The 16075-nt window shown below is 65.4% G+C and carries 16 protein-coding genes; 4 read left to right on the top strand and 12 right to left on the bottom strand.

Translation table 11 applies throughout. The features are described from left to right. Window positions 1–77: 77 nt before the first annotated feature. The 10 genes from ettA to PAA8504_RS11490 all read right to left on the bottom strand — a co-directional run bounded on the left by ettA (window position 78) and on the right by PAA8504_RS11490 (window position 11903). Window positions 78–1733 (bottom strand): energy-dependent translational throttle protein EttA, encoded by a 1656-nt coding sequence (gene ettA / locus PAA8504_RS11530; protein ID WP_108894330.1) that lies wholly within the window; start codon window positions 1731–1733, stop codon window positions 78–80. Between the two features lie 144 nt (window positions 1734–1877). Continuing rightward, window positions 1878–2915 carry a succinylglutamate desuccinylase/aspartoacylase family protein gene (locus PAA8504_RS11525; protein WP_245897610.1) on the bottom strand — a complete coding sequence of 346 codons (1038 nt, stop codon included), beginning with the start codon at window positions 2913–2915 and terminating at the stop codon, window positions 1878–1880. 13 nt (window positions 2916–2928) lie between these two features. Further along, a complete protein-coding gene (locus PAA8504_RS21790) occupies window positions 2929–3486 on the bottom strand; it encodes a lysozyme inhibitor LprI family protein (protein WP_146190484.1) in 558 nt (185 codons plus the stop codon). Next, entirely contained in the window at window positions 3483–5276 is a 1794-nt protein-coding gene (ggt, locus tag PAA8504_RS11520) for a gamma-glutamyltransferase (protein WP_108894328.1), read from the bottom strand. The genes PAA8504_RS21790 and ggt overlap by 4 nt, the downstream gene beginning before the upstream one ends. A gap of 62 nt (window positions 5277–5338) precedes the next feature. Continuing rightward, entirely contained in the window at window positions 5339–6112 is a 774-nt protein-coding gene (locus tag PAA8504_RS11515) for an ABC transporter permease subunit (RefSeq protein WP_108894327.1), read from the bottom strand. After that, window positions 6112–6975: an ABC transporter permease subunit gene (locus PAA8504_RS11510; RefSeq protein WP_108894326.1), complete on the bottom strand. Its 864-nt coding sequence runs from the start codon at window positions 6973–6975 to the stop codon at window positions 6112–6114. Before PAA8504_RS11510 ends, PAA8504_RS11515 begins: the two co-directional genes overlap by 1 nt. Further along, complete coding sequence (locus tag PAA8504_RS11505; protein WP_108894325.1) at window positions 6972–8069, bottom strand: ABC transporter ATP-binding protein; 1098 nt, start codon at window positions 8067–8069, stop codon at window positions 6972–6974. The genes PAA8504_RS11510 and PAA8504_RS11505 overlap by 4 nt, the downstream gene beginning before the upstream one ends. A gap of 59 nt (window positions 8070–8128) precedes the next feature. Continuing rightward, on the bottom strand, window positions 8129–9208 hold the full coding sequence (locus PAA8504_RS11500) for a polyamine ABC transporter substrate-binding protein (protein ID WP_108894417.1): 1080 nt from the start codon (window positions 9206–9208) through the stop codon (window positions 8129–8131). Between the two features lie 32 nt (window positions 9209–9240). Then, window positions 9241–10551: an NAD(P)/FAD-dependent oxidoreductase gene (locus PAA8504_RS11495; protein ID WP_245897593.1), complete on the bottom strand. Its 1311-nt coding sequence runs from the start codon at window positions 10549–10551 to the stop codon at window positions 9241–9243. Further along, window positions 10551–11903: a glutamine synthetase family protein gene (locus PAA8504_RS11490; RefSeq protein ID WP_108894324.1), complete on the bottom strand. Its 1353-nt coding sequence runs from the start codon at window positions 11901–11903 to the stop codon at window positions 10551–10553. The genes PAA8504_RS11495 and PAA8504_RS11490 overlap by 1 nt, the downstream gene beginning before the upstream one ends. A gap of 116 nt (window positions 11904–12019) precedes the next feature. On the opposite strand from PAA8504_RS11490, the gene PAA8504_RS11485 reads away from it, so the two are divergent. Continuing rightward, window positions 12020–12706: a GntR family transcriptional regulator gene (locus tag PAA8504_RS11485; RefSeq protein WP_108894323.1), complete on the top strand. Its 687-nt coding sequence runs from the start codon at window positions 12020–12022 to the stop codon at window positions 12704–12706. Here PAA8504_RS11485 and PAA8504_RS11480 read toward each other — a convergent pair. Then, a complete protein-coding gene (locus PAA8504_RS11480) occupies window positions 12703–13518 on the bottom strand; it encodes an MBL fold metallo-hydrolase (RefSeq protein WP_108894322.1) in 816 nt (271 codons plus the stop codon). The genes PAA8504_RS11485 and PAA8504_RS11480 overlap by 4 nt on opposite strands. Window positions 13519–13571: 53 nt before the next feature. Further along, window positions 13572–14525, bottom strand: coding sequence for an MBL fold metallo-hydrolase (locus tag PAA8504_RS11475; protein ID WP_108894321.1), 954 nt, complete (start codon window positions 14523–14525; stop codon window positions 13572–13574). 62 nt (window positions 14526–14587) lie between these two features. On the opposite strand from PAA8504_RS11475, the gene PAA8504_RS11470 reads away from it, so the two are divergent. The 3 genes from PAA8504_RS11470 to gatC are packed head-to-tail and all read left to right on the top strand — an operon-like array spanning window position 14588 to window position 16073. After that, window positions 14588–15064 carry an MOSC domain-containing protein gene (locus tag PAA8504_RS11470; protein WP_108894320.1) on the top strand — a complete coding sequence of 159 codons (477 nt, stop codon included), beginning with the start codon at window positions 14588–14590 and terminating at the stop codon, window positions 15062–15064. Between the two features lie 39 nt (window positions 15065–15103). Further along, window positions 15104–15754 (top strand): ceramidase domain-containing protein, encoded by a 651-nt coding sequence (locus tag PAA8504_RS11465; RefSeq protein WP_108894319.1) that lies wholly within the window; start codon window positions 15104–15106, stop codon window positions 15752–15754. 31 nt (window positions 15755–15785) lie between these two features. Then, window positions 15786–16073: an Asp-tRNA(Asn)/Glu-tRNA(Gln) amidotransferase subunit GatC gene (gatC, locus tag PAA8504_RS11460; protein WP_108894318.1), complete on the top strand. Its 288-nt coding sequence runs from the start codon at window positions 15786–15788 to the stop codon at window positions 16071–16073. The last annotated feature ends 2 nt before the right edge of the window (window positions 16074–16075 follow it).

The following is a 16075-nucleotide window of genomic DNA, read 5'->3' as shown; positions in this document are numbered from 1 at the left end:
CAACAGTCTCGACCGGGTGTTCCGGCGTAAGGCCAGTCGGTGACCCGCCCTTGGTGGGCGGGTCGAAGCGGTTGCGCTTAGCGTGCGAACTTCTTGTGCTTCACGCGCGTCGGGCGGACGGCATCCTCGCCCAGACGGCGCTTCTTGTCTTCCTCGTAGGCCTCGAAGTTGCCCTCGAACCATTCGACATGGCCGTTCCCCTCGAACGCCAGAATATGCGTGCAGAGGCGGTCGAGGAAGAAGCGGTCGTGAGAGATGATGACCGCGCAACCTGCGAAATCCTCCAAAGCATCCTCTAGCGCCCGAAGCGTTTCCACGTCCAGATCGTTCGTCGGTTCGTCGAGCAGCAAAACGTTGCCGCCCGATTTCAACAGTTTCGCCATGTGGACGCGGTTGCGCTCGCCCCCCGACAGAAGGCCGACCTTCTGCTGCTGGATCGTGCCCTTGAAGTTGAATGCCCCGCAATACGCGCGAGAGTTCATCTGCGCATCGCCCAGGTCGATCACCTCGCCGCCGCCCGAAATCTCTTCCCAAACCGTGGCCTGCGGGTCGAGCGCGTCGCGGGACTGGTCCACATAGGAAAGCTGCACCGTATCGCCCCAATCGACTCGGCCCTGATCCGGCTGATCCTGCCCGGTAAGGCAGCGGAACAGGGACGTTTTGCCGGCGCCGTTCGGCCCGATCACGCCGACGATCCCGCCCGGGGGCAGCGCGAACGAAAGTTCGTCGATCAGCAGCTTGTCGCCCTTGACCAGCCGCAGGTCCTCGACCTCAAGCACCTTCGACCCCAGCCTCTCGCCGCTGGGGATGACGATCTGGGCGTTGGCGATCCGCTCGCGCACCGACTGTCCCGCCATCTTCTCATAGGCCTGGATCCTGGCCTTCGACTTGGCCTGCCGGGCCTTGGCCCCCTGACGGATCCAGTCAAGCTCGCGCGACAGGGTCTTCTGCTTGGCCTTGTCCTCGCGGGCTTCCTGCTCCAGCCGCTTGGCCTTCTGGTCCAGCCACGCGGAGTAATTGCCCTCGTAAGGCAGGCCGCGCCCGCGATCCAGTTCGAGGATCCAGCCGGTGATCGAATCGAGGAAATAGCGGTCGTGCGTGACGATCAGGATCGTGCCCTTGTAGTCGATCAGGTGCTGCTGCAACCAGCTGATCGTCTCAGCATCCAGGTGGTTGGTCGGTTCGTCCAGAAGCAGCATCTCGGGCTGTTCCAGAAGCAGCCGGCAAAGGGCGACGCGGCGCCGTTCGCCGCCTGAAAGGCTGTCGACGGGCGCGTCGTCGGGCGGGCAGCGCAGGGCCTCCATCGCAATGTTGATCTCGGTGTCCAGGTCCCACAGGTTCTGGGCGTCGATCTCGTCCTGAAGCGCGGCCATCTCGTCGGCAGTCTCGTCCGAGTAATTCATGGCCAGCTCGTTGAAGCGTTCCAGCTTCGCGCGCTTGGCGGCGACCCCCTCCATCACGTTGCCGCGCACGTCGAGGCTGTCGTCAAGCGCGGGCTCCTGCGCAAGATACCCGACGCGGACCCCCTCGGCGTGCCAGGCCTCGCCCTGGAAATCCTTGTCCATGCCTGCCATGATCTTCATCAGCGTCGACTTACCGGCACCGTTCGCGCCAACGACACCGATCTTAACGCCGGGCAGGAAGTTCAGCTTGATGTTCTCGAACAGCTTCTTGCCGCCGGGGATCGTCTTCGAGACGCCGTCCATGTGATATACGAACTGATAGCTGGCCATCGGGGTGCGTCCTTCGCCGGGAATGTGCGTTTCGCCCCATCTAGGGGATTTGCGCGCCGGTCGAAAGGTCTGTTGCGCGCGCCAGCCCGCCATTTCACCCTTGTGAAAATACCCATGGCGGTCCGGATCGACCGGGCGCGCGGATCAAAGTATCTCGTCCTCGTCGAACATCGGGTCCGCCTCGAGGTCGGCGGCCAGTTGCGTCAGGCGATCTTCGGCATCGTCGACCGGCACGTCTGCCAGATGATAGACCGCGTCGCCTTCGTTCGCGACCGGCATCGTCGCGCGCCCCATCACCACCGCGGTCGCCGGGGCGACGATCTCCGTCTCCTTGGTTCCAAAGGGATTGGCGACGATCGCCAGGGTCTGCCCGGCCTCAACGGTTTCACCCACTTCGCGGAACAGGCGCAGCAGACCCCCGGCCGGCGCGCGTACCCAGGACGAATTGCGCACCGTGATCGGCGTCGCCTCGCGCCGGGGCAGACCCTTGCGGGCGATCATACCCAATTTGTGCATCACGCGCAGACATCCCGAGGCGCCGATGCGGGCCGACATCTCGTCGAAGCGCAGCGCTTCGCCCGCTTCGTACAGCAGGATGTCGACCCCAGCATCGCGCGCAGCCGCCCGGAGGGAGCCGTCGCGCAACTTCGCACGGATCACCAGCGGTGCGCCGAAGGCCTGCGCGAGGTCGAGCGTGTCTGGTTGCGAGGCCGAGACGCGGATCTGCGGCAGGTTGGTGCGGTGGATCGCAGCCGAATGCAGGTCGATTCCCACATCCGACCGGGCCACGATCTCGGTCATCAGGATATGCGCAAGACGCGAGGCCAGCGAGCCTGACTCGCTGCCGGGAAAGCATCGGTTCAGGTCCCGGCGGTCAGGCATGTAACGCGAGTGATTGAGAAACCCGAACGTGTTGACGATGGGAACGACCAGAAGGGTGCCGCGCAGGTTCTGGACCTGGGGGGCATGAAGCAGGCGACGCGCTATTTCGACACCGATGATTTCGTCCCCGTGCACGGCGGCGGACACGAACAATGTCGGTCCGTCGCGCCGCCCATGGATCACGTGGACAGACATCGTGACCGGGGTATGGTCGGACATGACCGACACAGGCAGCTCCACCGTGCGGCTTGTGCCGGGTTCGATGATCTGCCCGCCGATCTTGAAAGGGAGCCGGGTTATCGGATCAGTTCCTTCAAATTCCGTCCGGTTCGCGCAACAGACGGCCGTACCCGGCAATCCGGTCGAGATAGGCAGTTTCGATGCAGTCGGGGGAGGTCCCGCAGGTGTCGCGTTCGGCCAGCCACACATCGGGGTTGGGTGGCTTTCGGTTCATCGTTGAATCCAGCTTGGACAGCGCGGCGTCCAGATCCGCCAGGAAGGGCGTTGCGCAGATCGTCGCCTCGGTCGCTGACAGGCCGGGGTTGTCGCACTTGGGCCGTGCCGGCGGGGCGGCGCGGGTGGTCAGCACGTCGCGCAGTCGCAGAATGCGGGTGTCGTATGCGTCTGCGATACAGCCGACATCGGTACCGCACGAATCGCGACGCTTCAGCCAGTCTTCCTGCGATACCGGCAGGCCGTCACCGCCGTCGTTCTGATTCCACAAACTGTTCAGTGCGGCGTCGCGCCATTGAAGCGCCGGATCGTTGCAGATGGTGCGTTCGGCCGGGTTCAGCCCCGAATACTCGCACCAGTCCTGCGCCGCCGCGGGCGCGGCGCAGAACAGGCCCAGAAGGATAGCCGTGCGGATCATTGCCCGACCGCGACGCCTTCGCGGCGGGGATCGGCACCGCCGCGCAACGTCTCTCCGTCGATCTGGATGGCGTGAAGACCCGAGGTCAGGTCACGCAGGTTGGTCTCGAACCCCATCTCGCCCAGCGGTTCGGCCAGATCGGCAATCGCGGTGCCTTCCTCAAGGTCAAAGGTGCCGAAGCGGTTCACGGCATGCGGGGCGCCCAAGGCCTGCTGCACGTCCATGCCCCAGTCGACGTGGTTGATGATGGCCTGCGCCACGTACCCGATGATGCGCGACCCGCCGGGCGACCCGATGGCCAGGACAGGCGCACCGTCCTGCATCACGATCGTGGGCGACATCGAGGAACGGGGACGCTTTCCGGGCTCGACCCGGTTGGCGATGGGGTCGCCATCCTGATGCGTCGAGAACGAGAAGTCCGTCAGCTCGTTGTTCAGAAGGAACCCGCCCGGCGCCATCAGGCGCGAGCCGAAGCCGTTCTCGATGGTGGTGGTCATCGACAGAACGTTTCCGTCCGCGTCCACGATCGAGATATGCGAGGTCGAGGGAAATTCGATGGACTGGTCGGTGGCCCAGTTCATCGCGTGCGACCATTCCGGCGCGCCGGCGCTGACCTCGTTCAGCGCTTCGCCGCCGTTCAGTAGCATGGCGCGGCTTTCCAGGTAGGCGGGGGCGACAAGACCATCGGTCGGCATCGGCACGAAGTCACTGTCGGCCATGTATTCGCCCCGGTCCGCGAAGGCGAGGCGGGAGGCATCGCCGATCAGGCGCCACGCTTCGGGGCTGAGGGGGCCCATTTCCCCAAGGTCGAACTGGTTCAGCATGCCGAGGATCTGGCCCACGGTCAGCGCGCCCGAGGAGGGCGGCCCCATGCCGCAAACGTCCCGGTCGCGATAGGCGGCACAGACGGCGGGGCGTTCCTTGACGCTATAGATCGCCAAATCGATCAGCGACAGCACGCCGGGGTTGCCTTCGGCGTTCGCCACGGTGTCGACGATGCCTTGCGCGATCTCTCCGTTATAGATCGCGATGGATCCGTTCTGCGCGATGGCGTCGAGGGTGTCGGCATACGCCGCGTTGGTCAGGGTGTCGCCCGCGGCAATGGGCTGCCCTTCGGGATAGAAATAGTCGGCGGTGGACTGGAACCGGGTCAGGCGATCCTGATCGTCGGCCACCAGCGTGGCAAGCCGGGGCGAGACCGTGAAGCCCTCGCGCGCCAGCGTCGTGGCCTCGGTGAACAGGTCCGCCCATTCGAGGTTGCCCCATTTGCTGTGGGCTTCCTCCATTAATGCCGGTGTACCCGGTGTCCCCACGGAACGTCCGCCGACCACCGCGTCGTAGAAGTCCAGCGGCTCGCCATTCTCGTTCTGGAATAGCTGCGGGGTGGCGGCCAATGGTGCGGTTTCGCGGCCGTCGAGCGTAGTGAGCTCGCCGCTTTCGGCATCGTACCAGACCAGGAAGGCGCCGCCGCCCAGGCCGGAGGATTGCGGCTCGACCAGCCCCAGAACGGTCTGCACGGCAACCATTGCGTCGGCCGCCGATCCACCCTGTTCCAGCACCTTGGCCCCCGCTTCGACGGCCAGCGGGTTGGCGGCAGCGACCATCCAGTCCTGGGCTTCGGTGGGTTCGCCGTTGGCCTTCGCCTCAAGCGCTTGCCGAACGCGATCCGGAAGACCCTCGAAGGCCGCTGTCTCGGTGGCCGAGGTGCCTTCGGTCGTCACCGCATCGGCGGCTTGCTGGGCCGTTGCGGGCGTTGCGATGCATAGGGCAAGGACAAGGGCGCGGCGCATGTGGAGTCTCCCGTTCGGTTCAACCTTTGGGAAGGTGTGGCGATGGGCCGCGCGGGCAAGGGTCAGCGGCGCCAGCTGCGAAAGCTTGCCGCCAGAACGAGGATCGAGACGGTCGCGATCATCAGCGTCGCCAACGCGTTGACCTCGGGCGAGACTCCCAGCCTAACTTTCGAGAAGATGACCATCGGCAGGGTCGATGCGCCGGGCCCGGCGACGAAGCTGGCGATGACGACATCGTCGAGCGACAGCGTGAAGGCCAGAAGCCAGGCCGAGATCAGAGCAGGCGCAAGGCCGGGCAGGGTTATGTCGAAGAAGACCCGCAAGGGGTGCGCTCCAAGGTCCTGCGCCGCATCCTCGAGCGCCCGGTCCAGCGACACCATGCGCGCCTGAACGACCACGGTTGCGAAGGCCGTGCCGAAGGTCGCGTGGGCGATCACGATGGTCAGAACGCCCCGCCCGGCGGGCCAGCCGATCAGGTTGTCCATCGCCACGAACAAAAGCAGCAGCGACAGGCCGATGATGACCTCGGGCATGACAAGCGGCGCGGTCACAAGCCCGCCCAGGGCCGGGCGCCCCCGAAAGCGGCCGTGCCGGATCAGTGCCAGCGCGGCCAGCGTTCCCAGCACTGTGGCCAGCGTTGCCGACAGAGTGGCGACCTTGATGCTGATCCACGCGGCCCCAAGGATCTGGTCGTCCTGCAGCAGTTCGGCATACCAGCGCGTGGAAAAGCCCGACCACACTGTCACTAGGCGGCTTTCGTTGAAGCTGTAGATCACCAGGCTGAGGATCGGCGCGTAGAGGAAGGCGAAACCCAGTAGGGTGATGGCGCGCAGCATCAGCTTTCCTCCTGCGCCTGGATACGGCGCAGAAGCGTGATCGGCAGGGCCAGGACCAGCACCATGACGATCGCGACCGCGGCGGCCACCGGCCAATCGCGGTTCAGGAAGAACTCGTTCCACAGGACCGATCCGATCATCAGCGTGCCCGGCCCACCCAGAAGCGCGGGGATGACGTATTCCCCCACGGCCGGGATGAAGACCAGCATGGATCCGGCCAGAACACCGGGCATCGACAGAGGCAGGGTCACGGTCAGGAACGTGACAGCGGGACGCGCCCCCAGATCGGCCGCGGCCTCCAGCAGGTCGCCGTCCATCTTCGACAGCGTGGCATAGAGCGGCAGGATCATGAACGGCAGGTAGGTATAGACGATGCCCAGATAGACCGCGAAATCGGTCTGCAGGATCACCAGCGGCTGGTCTATCACGCCCAGCCAGAGAAGGACGTTGTTCACCAGGCCATTGGCCTTAAGAAGTCCGATCCACGCATAGACCCGCAGCAGGAACGAGGTCCAGAAGGGCAGGATCACCAGCATGAGCAAGAGGTTGCGTCGCCCCGTCGGGGCCCGGGCGATGGCGTAGGCCATGGGATAGCCGAGCAGCAGCGCGATCAGGGTCGAAACTGCAGCGATCTTCAGCGACGAGAGATAGGAAAACAGGTAGAGCGGGTCTTCGGCCAAAAAGATGTAGTTGCCCAGGTTCAGCGTCATCGTCAGCAGACCGTCCGCCCATTCGAACAGTGGCAGATATGGCGGCTGGGCGATGGCTGGCTCCGAGACGGAGATCCGCAAAAGCACGAGGAACGGGACGAGGAAGAACAGCCCCAACCACATTAGGGGAAGCGCGGCGACGAGGCGCCTCATGACGGCAAGACCACGACGGACTGACCGGAGAACCCCAACGCCACCCGGTCGCCCGCGGCGATGGCCGCCCCCTCGTCACGGACGCGGTTGGTTCGGGTCACACGAACTGTCATGCCGGTGTCTAGCGTGACGTGGAACACCGATAGTCCGCCCTGATAGACGATGTCCCGGATCTGGCCCGACAGGTGGTTGTCATGGGCCTCGGAAGGCGCCCGGCCGATCACCAACTTCTCGGGGCGCAACGCGACGGTGACGGATTGCCCGACCGTGCCGGTGATCGCGTGTGGAATACGAATAGGACCGCCCGCTTGAGGGCTATCGATCACGGCATCGGTGTCGCGATCCTGGGTTATGGTCCCGTCGAACAGGTTCACCGTGCCGATGAAGCCAGCAACGAACCTGCTGCGCGGGAACTCGTAGATCTCGCGCGGGGTGCCGACCTGAACGATGCGCCCCTCCTGCATGACGCCCATGCGGTCGGCCAGGGTCATTGCCTCTTCCTGGTCGTGGGTCACGACGATGAACGTGATGCCGAGTGTTTCCTGGATTTTCTTCAGTTCAAGCTGTGTTTCCTCGCGCAGCTTCTTGTCGAGGGCCCCCAGAGGTTCGTCCAGCAGCAGAAGCTTCGGCCGCCGAGCAAGGGCGCGGGCCAAGGCCACGCGCTGCCGCTGGCCGCCGGAAAGCTGGTCCGGTTTGCGTCCTGCCAGCTTGTCGAGTTGGACCAGCTCCAGCATCTCGCGGACGCGGACCACGGTTTCGGCACGGCCGATTCCGGCGCGCCGCAGGCCGTAGGCGATGTTCCGTTCCACGGTCATGTGGGGAAACAGGGCATAGGACTGGAACATCATGTTCGTATCGCGCCGGTGCGGGGGCACGCCCGCCATGTCCTGCCCGTCGATCACGATCCGCCCCCGGGACGGCGCATCGAACCCCGAGAGCATCCGCAGAAGCGTCGATTTCCCGCTGCCCGATCCGCCGAGGAGGCAGAACAGCTCTCCCTGGCGGATGTCGAGCGAGACGTCGTCCACGGCATAGACGTCGCCGAAGGTCCGGGTGACGGAGTCGATCCGGAGAAGGGGCTGGGGATCGGTCATGTATGGTCCCGAATGAAACTGGGGCCGCCCGGAGGGAAAGCGGGCGACCCCGGCTTGGCCTAGAGCCCGGTCTTGAGCGAGGTCCAGGCGCGCGTCAGCGCGCGGTCGTAGCGCGCCGAATGGGGTTTGGCGGAATACATTTTCTGCAGCGTCGCCTCGGGCGGGTAGATGCCTGGATCGGTGCGCACCTCGTCGGCCACCAGCTCCGTGGCCTCACGGTTGGCATTCGCATAGAACACCGCGTCCGAGATCGCGGCCGTTACTTCGGGGCGCAGGAAGTGGTCGATGAAGGCGTGCGCCGCGTCCGGGTTCGGGGCATCCGCCGGGATCGCCAGCATGTCGAAGCCCAACTGCGCGCCTTCCTCAGGGATGACATACCGGATGTCGACACCGTTCCCGGAATCGGCCGCGCGGTCCTTGGCCTGCAAGATGTCGCCCGAATAGCCAATGGCCAAGCAGATATCCCCGTTCGCCAGGTCGTTGATATACTGGGACGAATGGAAATAGCGGATATGCGGCCGGATGGAGGTCAGAAGCTCTGTCGCCTGTTCCAGATCGCCCGCATCCTCGGATGTGGGATCGAGGCCCAGATAGTTCAACGCGGCGGCTGTCATCTCGGTCGGGGAATCCAGCAATGCGATCCCGCAATCGGCCAGCTTCTCGGCATTCTCGGGGTCGAACACGATCGACCAGCTGTCGATGTTCGCATCCTCGCCCAGACGCTGGGTCACCATGTCCACATTGTAGCCCGGACCGACCGAATACATCATCCACGGGATGCCGAAGGTGTTCCCCTCGTCATTGGCCGAAACGATGCGCATGATCTCGGGGTCTAGGTTGTCGTAATTGGGGATCTTCGTGCGATCGATCGGCTGGAACACCCCCGCCTGGGCTTGGCGCGCCATGAACTCCAGCGAGGGGACCACAAGGTCGTAACCGGTCGATCCGGCGAGCAGCTTCGCCTCGACCACTTCGTTCGAGTCGAACACGTCGTAATTGACGTTCGTGCCTGTCTCGGCCTCGAAGTTCGGGATCGTGTCCTCGGCAATGTAGTCGGACCAGTTGTAGAAGTTCAGCTCCTGCGCCTGCGCGGCGAAGGGGGCCGCGATGAGGATCGCGGCGAGTGTCGTCCGGGTCATGGGAAACTCCAACAAGGGACGGGGGATCATGGTCAGACGCCCAGCCGGTCGCGGGTGGCGTACCACCACGCGCCGAGGACCGAGTAGGGGACGCGGAAGGTGCGACCGCCGGGGAAGGGCAGCCACGGCATTCCGGCGAAGGTATCGAAGCGCGTCAGGTCGCCGTGGATCGCCTCTGCCAGGATATGACCGAACAGGTGCGAGCCGACGACGCCGTGGCCCGAATAGCCCTGCGCGAAATAGGTATTGTCGCCGATCCGGCCCATCTGCGGCACACGCAGGAACGACAGGGCGAAGTTGCCGGACCACGCGTGGTCGATCTTCGTGCCCTTCAGGTCGGGGAACAGGCGCAGCATCGCCCCCAGAAGCTTGGCCTTGATGTCCTTGGGATCGGTGCCGCCATAGACGGACCCTCCCCCGAACAGCAGGCGGTTGTCGGCGGAGATGCGGTAGTAATCCAGGATATAGCGGACATCCTCGACACAAGTATCTGCGGGCATCAGGGCCTTCGCGCGGTCCGCGCCCAGGGGTTCGGTCGCCATGATCTGCGTACTGACCGGCATGACGCGGGATTCGAGGTTGGGCAGAACGCCCTTCAGGTAGGCGTTGCCGCACAGGATCAGGGTCCGCGCCTCGACCTCGCCATCGGCCGTGCGGATCAGGGGCCGGTCGCGGTGCGTGTCGGCGAAAATGACGGGCGACATCTCGTGGATCGTGCCGCCGAGGGTTTCGACCGCCGCAGCCTCGCCCAGAGCAAGGTTCAGCGGATGCATGTGGCCGCCGCGATGGTCGATCATGCCGCCGGCATACGCGTCAGTGGCGGCGTGGTCCCGGATTTGGGCGCGGTCGAGCATCTGGAAATTGTCCAGCCCGTAGGACGCCCAGAGATCGCGCTTTTCCGACAACTCACGCATGTGGCGCGCGTTGAAGGCGGCAAAAACGTTGCCCTGTTTCAGGTCGCAGGCGATGTCGTACCTGGCCACGCGGTCGCGGATGATGTCGCCGCCTTCGTTCACCAGCCCTGCGACGAACCGTGCCGTGTCGTCACCGAAGCGCTTGCGGAACACATGCAGCCCCGCGTTCAACCCGTTGACGATCTGGCCGCCGTTGCGGCCCGACGCGCCCCAGCCGATGCGCGCGCCTTCGATCAGGGTGACCTTGTGCTCCCGCTCCAGCAGGGAGATGGTGGCAGACAGACCGGAATACCCGCCCCCGACGATGCAGACATCCGTCTCGACACGCCCTTCGAGGCGCGGGCGCAGGGGCGCCGGGTTTGCCGTGGCGGCGTAGTAGCTGGGCGGATAGGCGCCCGATCCTGCGTAAGGGTGGGCGGGCATGTCCATCAGACCGCTTCCAGATAGGAATGATATTCGAAATCGGTGACGTGCCGGGTGAAGCGCCCCAGTTCCTGCCGCTTACACTGCTCGAACATGCGCAGCAGGCGCGGGGCGTAGATGTCACCGACATGCACGCCGCGGGCGAAGGCGTCGATGGCCGAGGCCCAGTCGGGCGGCAGCCGGTCCAGCCGCATGGAATACGCGTCACCTGTCACCGGATCGGGCGGGGTCCACTCCCGTTCGATGCCCAGAAGCATGCCGCCCAGGATCGCGGACAGCACGAGGTAGGGGTTCGCATCCGCGCCCGCGACGCGGTGTTCGATCCGGCGCGCGCGGTGGTCGCCGCCGGGAATGCGGATGGCGACGGTACGGTTTTCATAGCCCCAAGCGACGGCGGCGGGGGCGTGTGCCCCTGGCAGCAGGCGGCGATAGCTATTCTCGTGCGGGGCGAAGATCAGGCCGTTCTCGGGCAGGGTCCGGATCAGGCCGGCCACGGCGTTGCGCATCAAGGTCGTGCCGTCGGGGCCCCCATTGTCGAAGACGTTGCGCCCGTCCTTGTCGATCAGCGAGACATGTGCGTGCATGCCCGACCCGGCGCGGTCGCCATAGGGTTTCGCCATGAAGGTCGCGGCGAAGCCATGCTTTCGGGCAAGGCCGCGGACGAGGCGCTTGAACAGCACCGCGTCGTCGGCCGCTTTCAGCGGATCGGCGAGGTGGGTGAAATTGATCTCGAACTGGCCGGCGCCGTTTTCCGAGATCGCGCTGTCGGCGGGGATGTCCTGCGCCCTGCAGCCGTCGTAGATCTCGTTCAGCAGGCTGTCGAAATGCTGAAGCTCGTCGAGGCTGAGGGCGCCGTCCGAATCCAGCCGCTTGCCGGTGACGGGCGATCGCGGGGGTTGGGGGGCCGCCTTCGTGGGATCGACGATGTAGAATTCCAGCTCGGTCGCGACGACCGGGGTCAGGCCATGGGCGGTGAAACGGTCGACCACCGCCGCCAGCGCACGGCGCGGATCGCCAAGGAAGGGGCGCCCGTCCTCCTGCCGGGTCCAGAGCTGGACGAACGCGGTGGGCCGTTCGGTCCAGTTTACCAGTGACAACGCCCGGCCGGTGTGCTCGCAGATGCCGTCGGCGTCGCCGGTTTCGAACACCAGATCGCTGCCCTCGACATCCTCGCCCCAGATATCCATGCCCAGAAGCGACAGGGGCATCCGCAGGCCGCCATCGCGCACCTTGGAAATCTGGTCGGCCGGTAGCCGTTTGCCCCGCATCACCCCATTCAGATCGCAGATGCAGGCAAAGACCGCGTCCACCTCGGGGTGGTCGGTTTCCAGCCTGTTGATCGGGGCCGTCTTGGCCATGTCTGCGAATCCGAAAAATGTGATACCTATTTCCGCCTTGTGATATAATTTCTGGACAAGTGTCAATCGGCGTGTCACGCCCGGCTTCATCATCGGCGCGCGAGGAGGGGTCGAGGATGCAGATCACAGCGCTTCCCGACATCGCCAGAGGGTCCGAGATGACGGGCCAGGAGTACGCCTATCGGCGGCTGCGCCATGCGTTGATGGTGGGGTGGCTGACCCCCGGTGCGTCCCTGACCATCCGAGGTCTGGCGGAAAGCCTTGACCTCAGCCCGACGCCCATTCGCGAGGCGCTGCGCCGGCTAAGCTCCGAGAACGCGATCGAGGTGTTGGGCAACCGGCGGCTGCGGGTGCCCGATATGACGGCAGGCCGGTTCGAGGAACTGGTGGCCCTGCGCGAGACCCTTGAAGTTCATGCGGCCGCGCAAAGCTTGCCGCACGTGTCGGATCTGGTGATCAGCCGGATGGAGGGGATCGACCGGGGAATCTGCGCCGCGCAGGCTGCGGGCGATCTGGATGCGATCACCGGGCTGAACCAAGACTTCCACCGGACCTTGTACGAACTGCCCCCCGATCATGCCGCGATGCCGCTGATCGAAAGCGTATGGCTTCAGCTGGGCCCTTTTCAGCGGCTGGTGAAGGAAGACCCGGATACGGTCGAACCCGCCGACGCCCATGATGCGATCCGCGCGGCCCTTGCGGGGCGTGATGCCGTTGCGCTGGACGCGGCCATCCGCCGCGACGTTCGGTCCGCCGCGCGCCGGGTGGAGCGGTATCACTTCACGAAAGTCACGCCCGCTTAGGTGTCATGCGTGTAGTACATCGGCACGAAGCGATAGCCTTCGGATGCCGCCTCGATCACGCCAGCACCGGGGAAGGTGATATGGCTGCCCAGGATTGGCGTACGGTCCACCGTCACCCGGTCGAGAATCTGTTTACGGGTTGCGCGTGCCGCGTCGATATCCACGTCGAAGCCGGTCCCGATCTCGGGGTTGGCCAACTGGACGGGCGCGATATGAACGATGTCGGTCCAGATCAGCATGGTCTTGTCGCCATCCATGATCTCCAACCCCGAATGTCCGGGCGTATGGCCCGGCAGCGGCAAGGCGCGCAGGCCGGGGGCGATGTCCGTCTCGCCCGCGAAGGTCTCGTGCTCGTATGCGGAAAGGAACGATTGCGCGAGGTCGTTCCCGGCGAAGTGATCCTTGTCGGCCTGATGGACGCGCAGATGGGCCTTGGGGAAGGTGGCCTTGCCGTCGCTCATGAGGCCCGCGATGTGATCGGCATGCATATGGGTGACATAGACGGTGTCGATATCCTCGGGCGAGAATCCCGCAGCCTGAAGGTTCGCCGGAACCCGACCCGTCTGTTCGCCCATGTTCCCCGCGACCCCGGCATCGACCAGGATCGTACGGTCGCCCGTTTCGATCACGAAGGCGTTCAGGCCAGACCGCCAACTCTCCGGGTCGGCGTGGTGCATGTGCAGAAGGCGGGCATATTCGGGCGCGTCCACACCCTTTAGATTGTCGAGGCCCAGGGGCAGGGGCCCGTCCGAAAGGGCGGTGATGCGGATCGCGCCGACATGAAGGCGCTGGGCGTCGGGAAGGCGGGTCATGGAAGTCCTCTTGTCAAAGGTGCCCCGGCTCGGGGCCGGGGCGGTCTGTTGTATCAGGCGCGGTAGGGGTAGGCCGCGTTCACCATGCGGTAGCCTTCGCCTTGGGGGGCAATGTGGCCCATGCCGGGGAAGTCTATATGGCTGCCTGCGATCATCATGCGGTCAGCCACGACCCGGTCCAGAAGGGCCGCGCGCGTCTCTGCCGCCTGTTCGGGGTTCACGTCGAAGCCGATGGTGACCTCGGGGCGGGCCAGCTGGACGGGGGCGGCGTGAACGATGTCGGCCCAGATCAGCACGGACTGGTCGCCGGAATCCAGCACATAGCCCGTATGGCCGGGGGTGTGGCCGGGCAGGAACATCGAGGTGAGGCCCGGCGCGACCTCGACCTCGTCGCCCGAGATGACGTTCAGCCGGTCACTGTATTGATCCAGAACGGTGCGGGCGATCTGGAAGAACTGCTCGGACCCTTCGGCCATGTTGGCGTCGTCGGTCCAGAAGGCGCGCTCCTGCTCGTGGACGGTCAACTCGGCATTGGGGAAGACGGCCTCTCCGCCCTCGACAGCGCCGCCCATGTGGTCGGGGTGCAGGTGGGTGGCGATCACGCGGGTGATGTCCTCGGGCGCGGTGCCGGTGGCCGACAGGTTCCCCAGCAGGCGTCCCAGATCGGGGCCCATCGCGCCGCCGGTGCCGGCGTCGATCAGCATCTTCTCGCCATTCGCTTCGACCAGGAATCCGTTGACGGCGGCGCGGAACGTGTCGGGGTCGCGATAGGCGTCCTGCATCAGCGTGGCGTAGCCTTCGGCATCGATACCCTGAAGCGCCTCTGGCCCGATGCGAAGTGCGCCGTCGGACAGGACGGTGACGGCCATGTCCTCGCCCAGCGGAAAGCGAAGGGCGTCGGCCAAGGCGTTTGTGCCGGTGGTCCCGGTGTGGCTGGCGGCGCGGGCCGTGGCGGGGACCAGCGGCAGGGCGGCACCGGTGGCAAGCATTTGACGGCGTGTGAGCATGGATCATCCTCCGTGGGGTGGCAGTTGGGCGGCAAGCTAGAACGGAAAGGCGGCATGTCAGGATGACGGATCTGAAGGCGATGATGGCCCGCCACGCACAGACCGGGCGGGTGACGTGGATCGGCGTGCGGTCCGGGCGACGTGCACAGGTGCAGGCGGTCGATGCCGCGCGGATCGTTGAACAAGGTCTAGAGGGGGATCATGGGCGGCCGGGTAAGCGCGCCGTAACGCTGATCCAGGCCGAGCACCTGCCGGTGATCGCGGCACTTCTTGGACGGGATGTCGTTCCACCAGAAGATCTGCGCCGCAACGTCGCGGTGGCCGGGATCAATCTGGCGGCCCTGAAGAGGGAGGACGTCAGGTTGGGCGACGCCGTCTTGCGGATCGAGGGGCCGTGCCCGCCGTGTTCGCGCATGGAAGAGACGTTCGGCGCCGGTGGCTATAGCGCCGTGCGGGGCCATGGTGGCTGGTATGCAAGCGTCATTTCTGGCGGTGATGTCGCAGTGGGGGATCGGGTCGCATTGGCAGACGGCTTCTGATCCGTCACCTCCGTATGCGGCACCGTGGAAGAGGGACGCATGGACTGGTCTGAGCAGGTGAACGCCTATTGCGAACGGATGGGCCCCGGTCTTTGGTCCGAACCCGCGAACGCGGTCACCAATGTGGCCTTCATGGCGGCGGCGCTTTGGCTGTGGCCGAATGCCCGCGGGATCGAACGTGTGCTGTGCGCCATACTGTTCGCCATAGGCATCGGGTCGGGGCTGTTTCACACCTATGCCACGCGCTGGGCCGCGCTGACCGACACGCTGCCGATCCTGCTGTATATCCTGACCTACATCTATGCCGCGAACCGCCGCTTCTGGGGGTGGCCGGTCTGGGCGGCGGCCCTGGGGGTGCTCGCCTTCTTTCCCTATGCCACGGCGACCGGCTGGATCTTCGACCGGCTGCCCGGCTTCGCCGTGTCGTCCTTCTACTGGCCCGTCCCGCTTCTGATCGCGGCATACGGGGTGCTTCTGCGCCACCGGTTGCCCGGGGTGTCGTCGGGGCTTCTGGTCGGGGCGGGGGTTCTTTGTCTTTCGCTGCTGGCGCGATCCCTGGACATGGCGCTGTGCGATTGGTGGCCGGTCGGCACGCATTTCGCCTGGCATCTTTTGAATGCGGCGATGTTGGGATGGATGATCACCGTCCTGCGACGGCACCGCCTTGAACCGGCGGGGACCGGCGGGTAAAGCCCCGAACGACAGAGTTCAGAGGTGCCCCATGTCGATCGACATCGAGACCGCACGCCGGGTGGCGAAACTTGCCCGCATCCGCGTCGAGGACAATGACCTGCCCGCCCTGGCGGGAGAGTTCAACGACATCCTCGGCTTCATCGAACAGCTCTCGGAAGTGGATATCGACGGCGTCGAGCCCATGACCAGCGTCACGCCCCAGCGGCTGAAGCGGCGCGAGGACGTGGTGACCGATGGCGGCCAGCAGAAGGCCGTGCTGAATAACGCGCCGGATGCCCGCGAGGGCTTCTTCGCGGTCCCGAAAGTGGTCGAGTGAGG

It is taken from the genome of Palleronia abyssalis (assembly GCF_900302445.1).
Lineage (GTDB): Bacteria > Pseudomonadota > Alphaproteobacteria > Rhodobacterales > Rhodobacteraceae > Palleronia > Palleronia abyssalis.
The sequence above is the reverse complement of the archived record's forward strand: the minus strand, read 5'-3'. Positions and strand labels throughout refer to the sequence as shown.

Coding starts and splice junctions, on each gene's coding strand:
- PAA8504_RS11485 (WP_108894323.1), top strand. CDS start 12,020: ATGCAGATCACAGCGCTTCCCGACATCGCCAGAGGGTCCGAGATGACG.
- PAA8504_RS11465 (WP_108894319.1), top strand. CDS start 15,104: ATGGACTGGTCTGAGCAGGTGAACGCCTATTGCGAACGGATGGGCCCC.
- PAA8504_RS11495 (WP_245897593.1), bottom strand. CDS start 10,551: ATGGACATGCCCGCCCACCCTTACGCAGGATCGGGCGCCTATCCGCCC.
- PAA8504_RS11510 (WP_108894326.1), bottom strand. CDS start 6,975: ATGAGGCGCCTCGTCGCCGCGCTTCCCCTAATGTGGTTGGGGCTGTTC.
- PAA8504_RS11475 (WP_108894321.1), bottom strand. CDS start 14,525: ATGCTCACACGCCGTCAAATGCTTGCCACCGGTGCCGCCCTGCCGCTG.
- PAA8504_RS11480 (WP_108894322.1), bottom strand. CDS start 13,518: ATGACCCGCCTTCCCGACGCCCAGCGCCTTCATGTCGGCGCGATCCGC.
- ggt (WP_108894328.1), bottom strand. CDS start 5,276: ATGCGCCGCGCCCTTGTCCTTGCCCTATGCATCGCAACGCCCGCAACG.
- PAA8504_RS11515 (WP_108894327.1), bottom strand. CDS start 6,112: ATGCTGCGCGCCATCACCCTACTGGGTTTCGCCTTCCTCTACGCGCCG.
- PAA8504_RS11490 (WP_108894324.1), bottom strand. CDS start 11,903: ATGGCCAAGACGGCCCCGATCAACAGGCTGGAAACCGACCACCCCGAG.
- ettA (WP_108894330.1), bottom strand. CDS start 1,733: ATGGCCAGCTATCAGTTCGTATATCACATGGACGGCGTCTCGAAGACG.
- PAA8504_RS11505 (WP_108894325.1), bottom strand. CDS start 8,069: ATGACCGATCCCCAGCCCCTTCTCCGGATCGACTCCGTCACCCGGACC.
- PAA8504_RS11470 (WP_108894320.1), top strand. CDS start 14,588: ATGACGGATCTGAAGGCGATGATGGCCCGCCACGCACAGACCGGGCGG.
- PAA8504_RS11500 (WP_108894417.1), bottom strand. CDS start 9,208: ATGACCCGGACGACACTCGCCGCGATCCTCATCGCGGCCCCCTTCGCC.
- gatC (WP_108894318.1), top strand. CDS start 15,786: ATGTCGATCGACATCGAGACCGCACGCCGGGTGGCGAAACTTGCCCGC.
- PAA8504_RS21790 (WP_146190484.1), bottom strand. CDS start 3,486: ATGATCCGCACGGCTATCCTTCTGGGCCTGTTCTGCGCCGCGCCCGCG.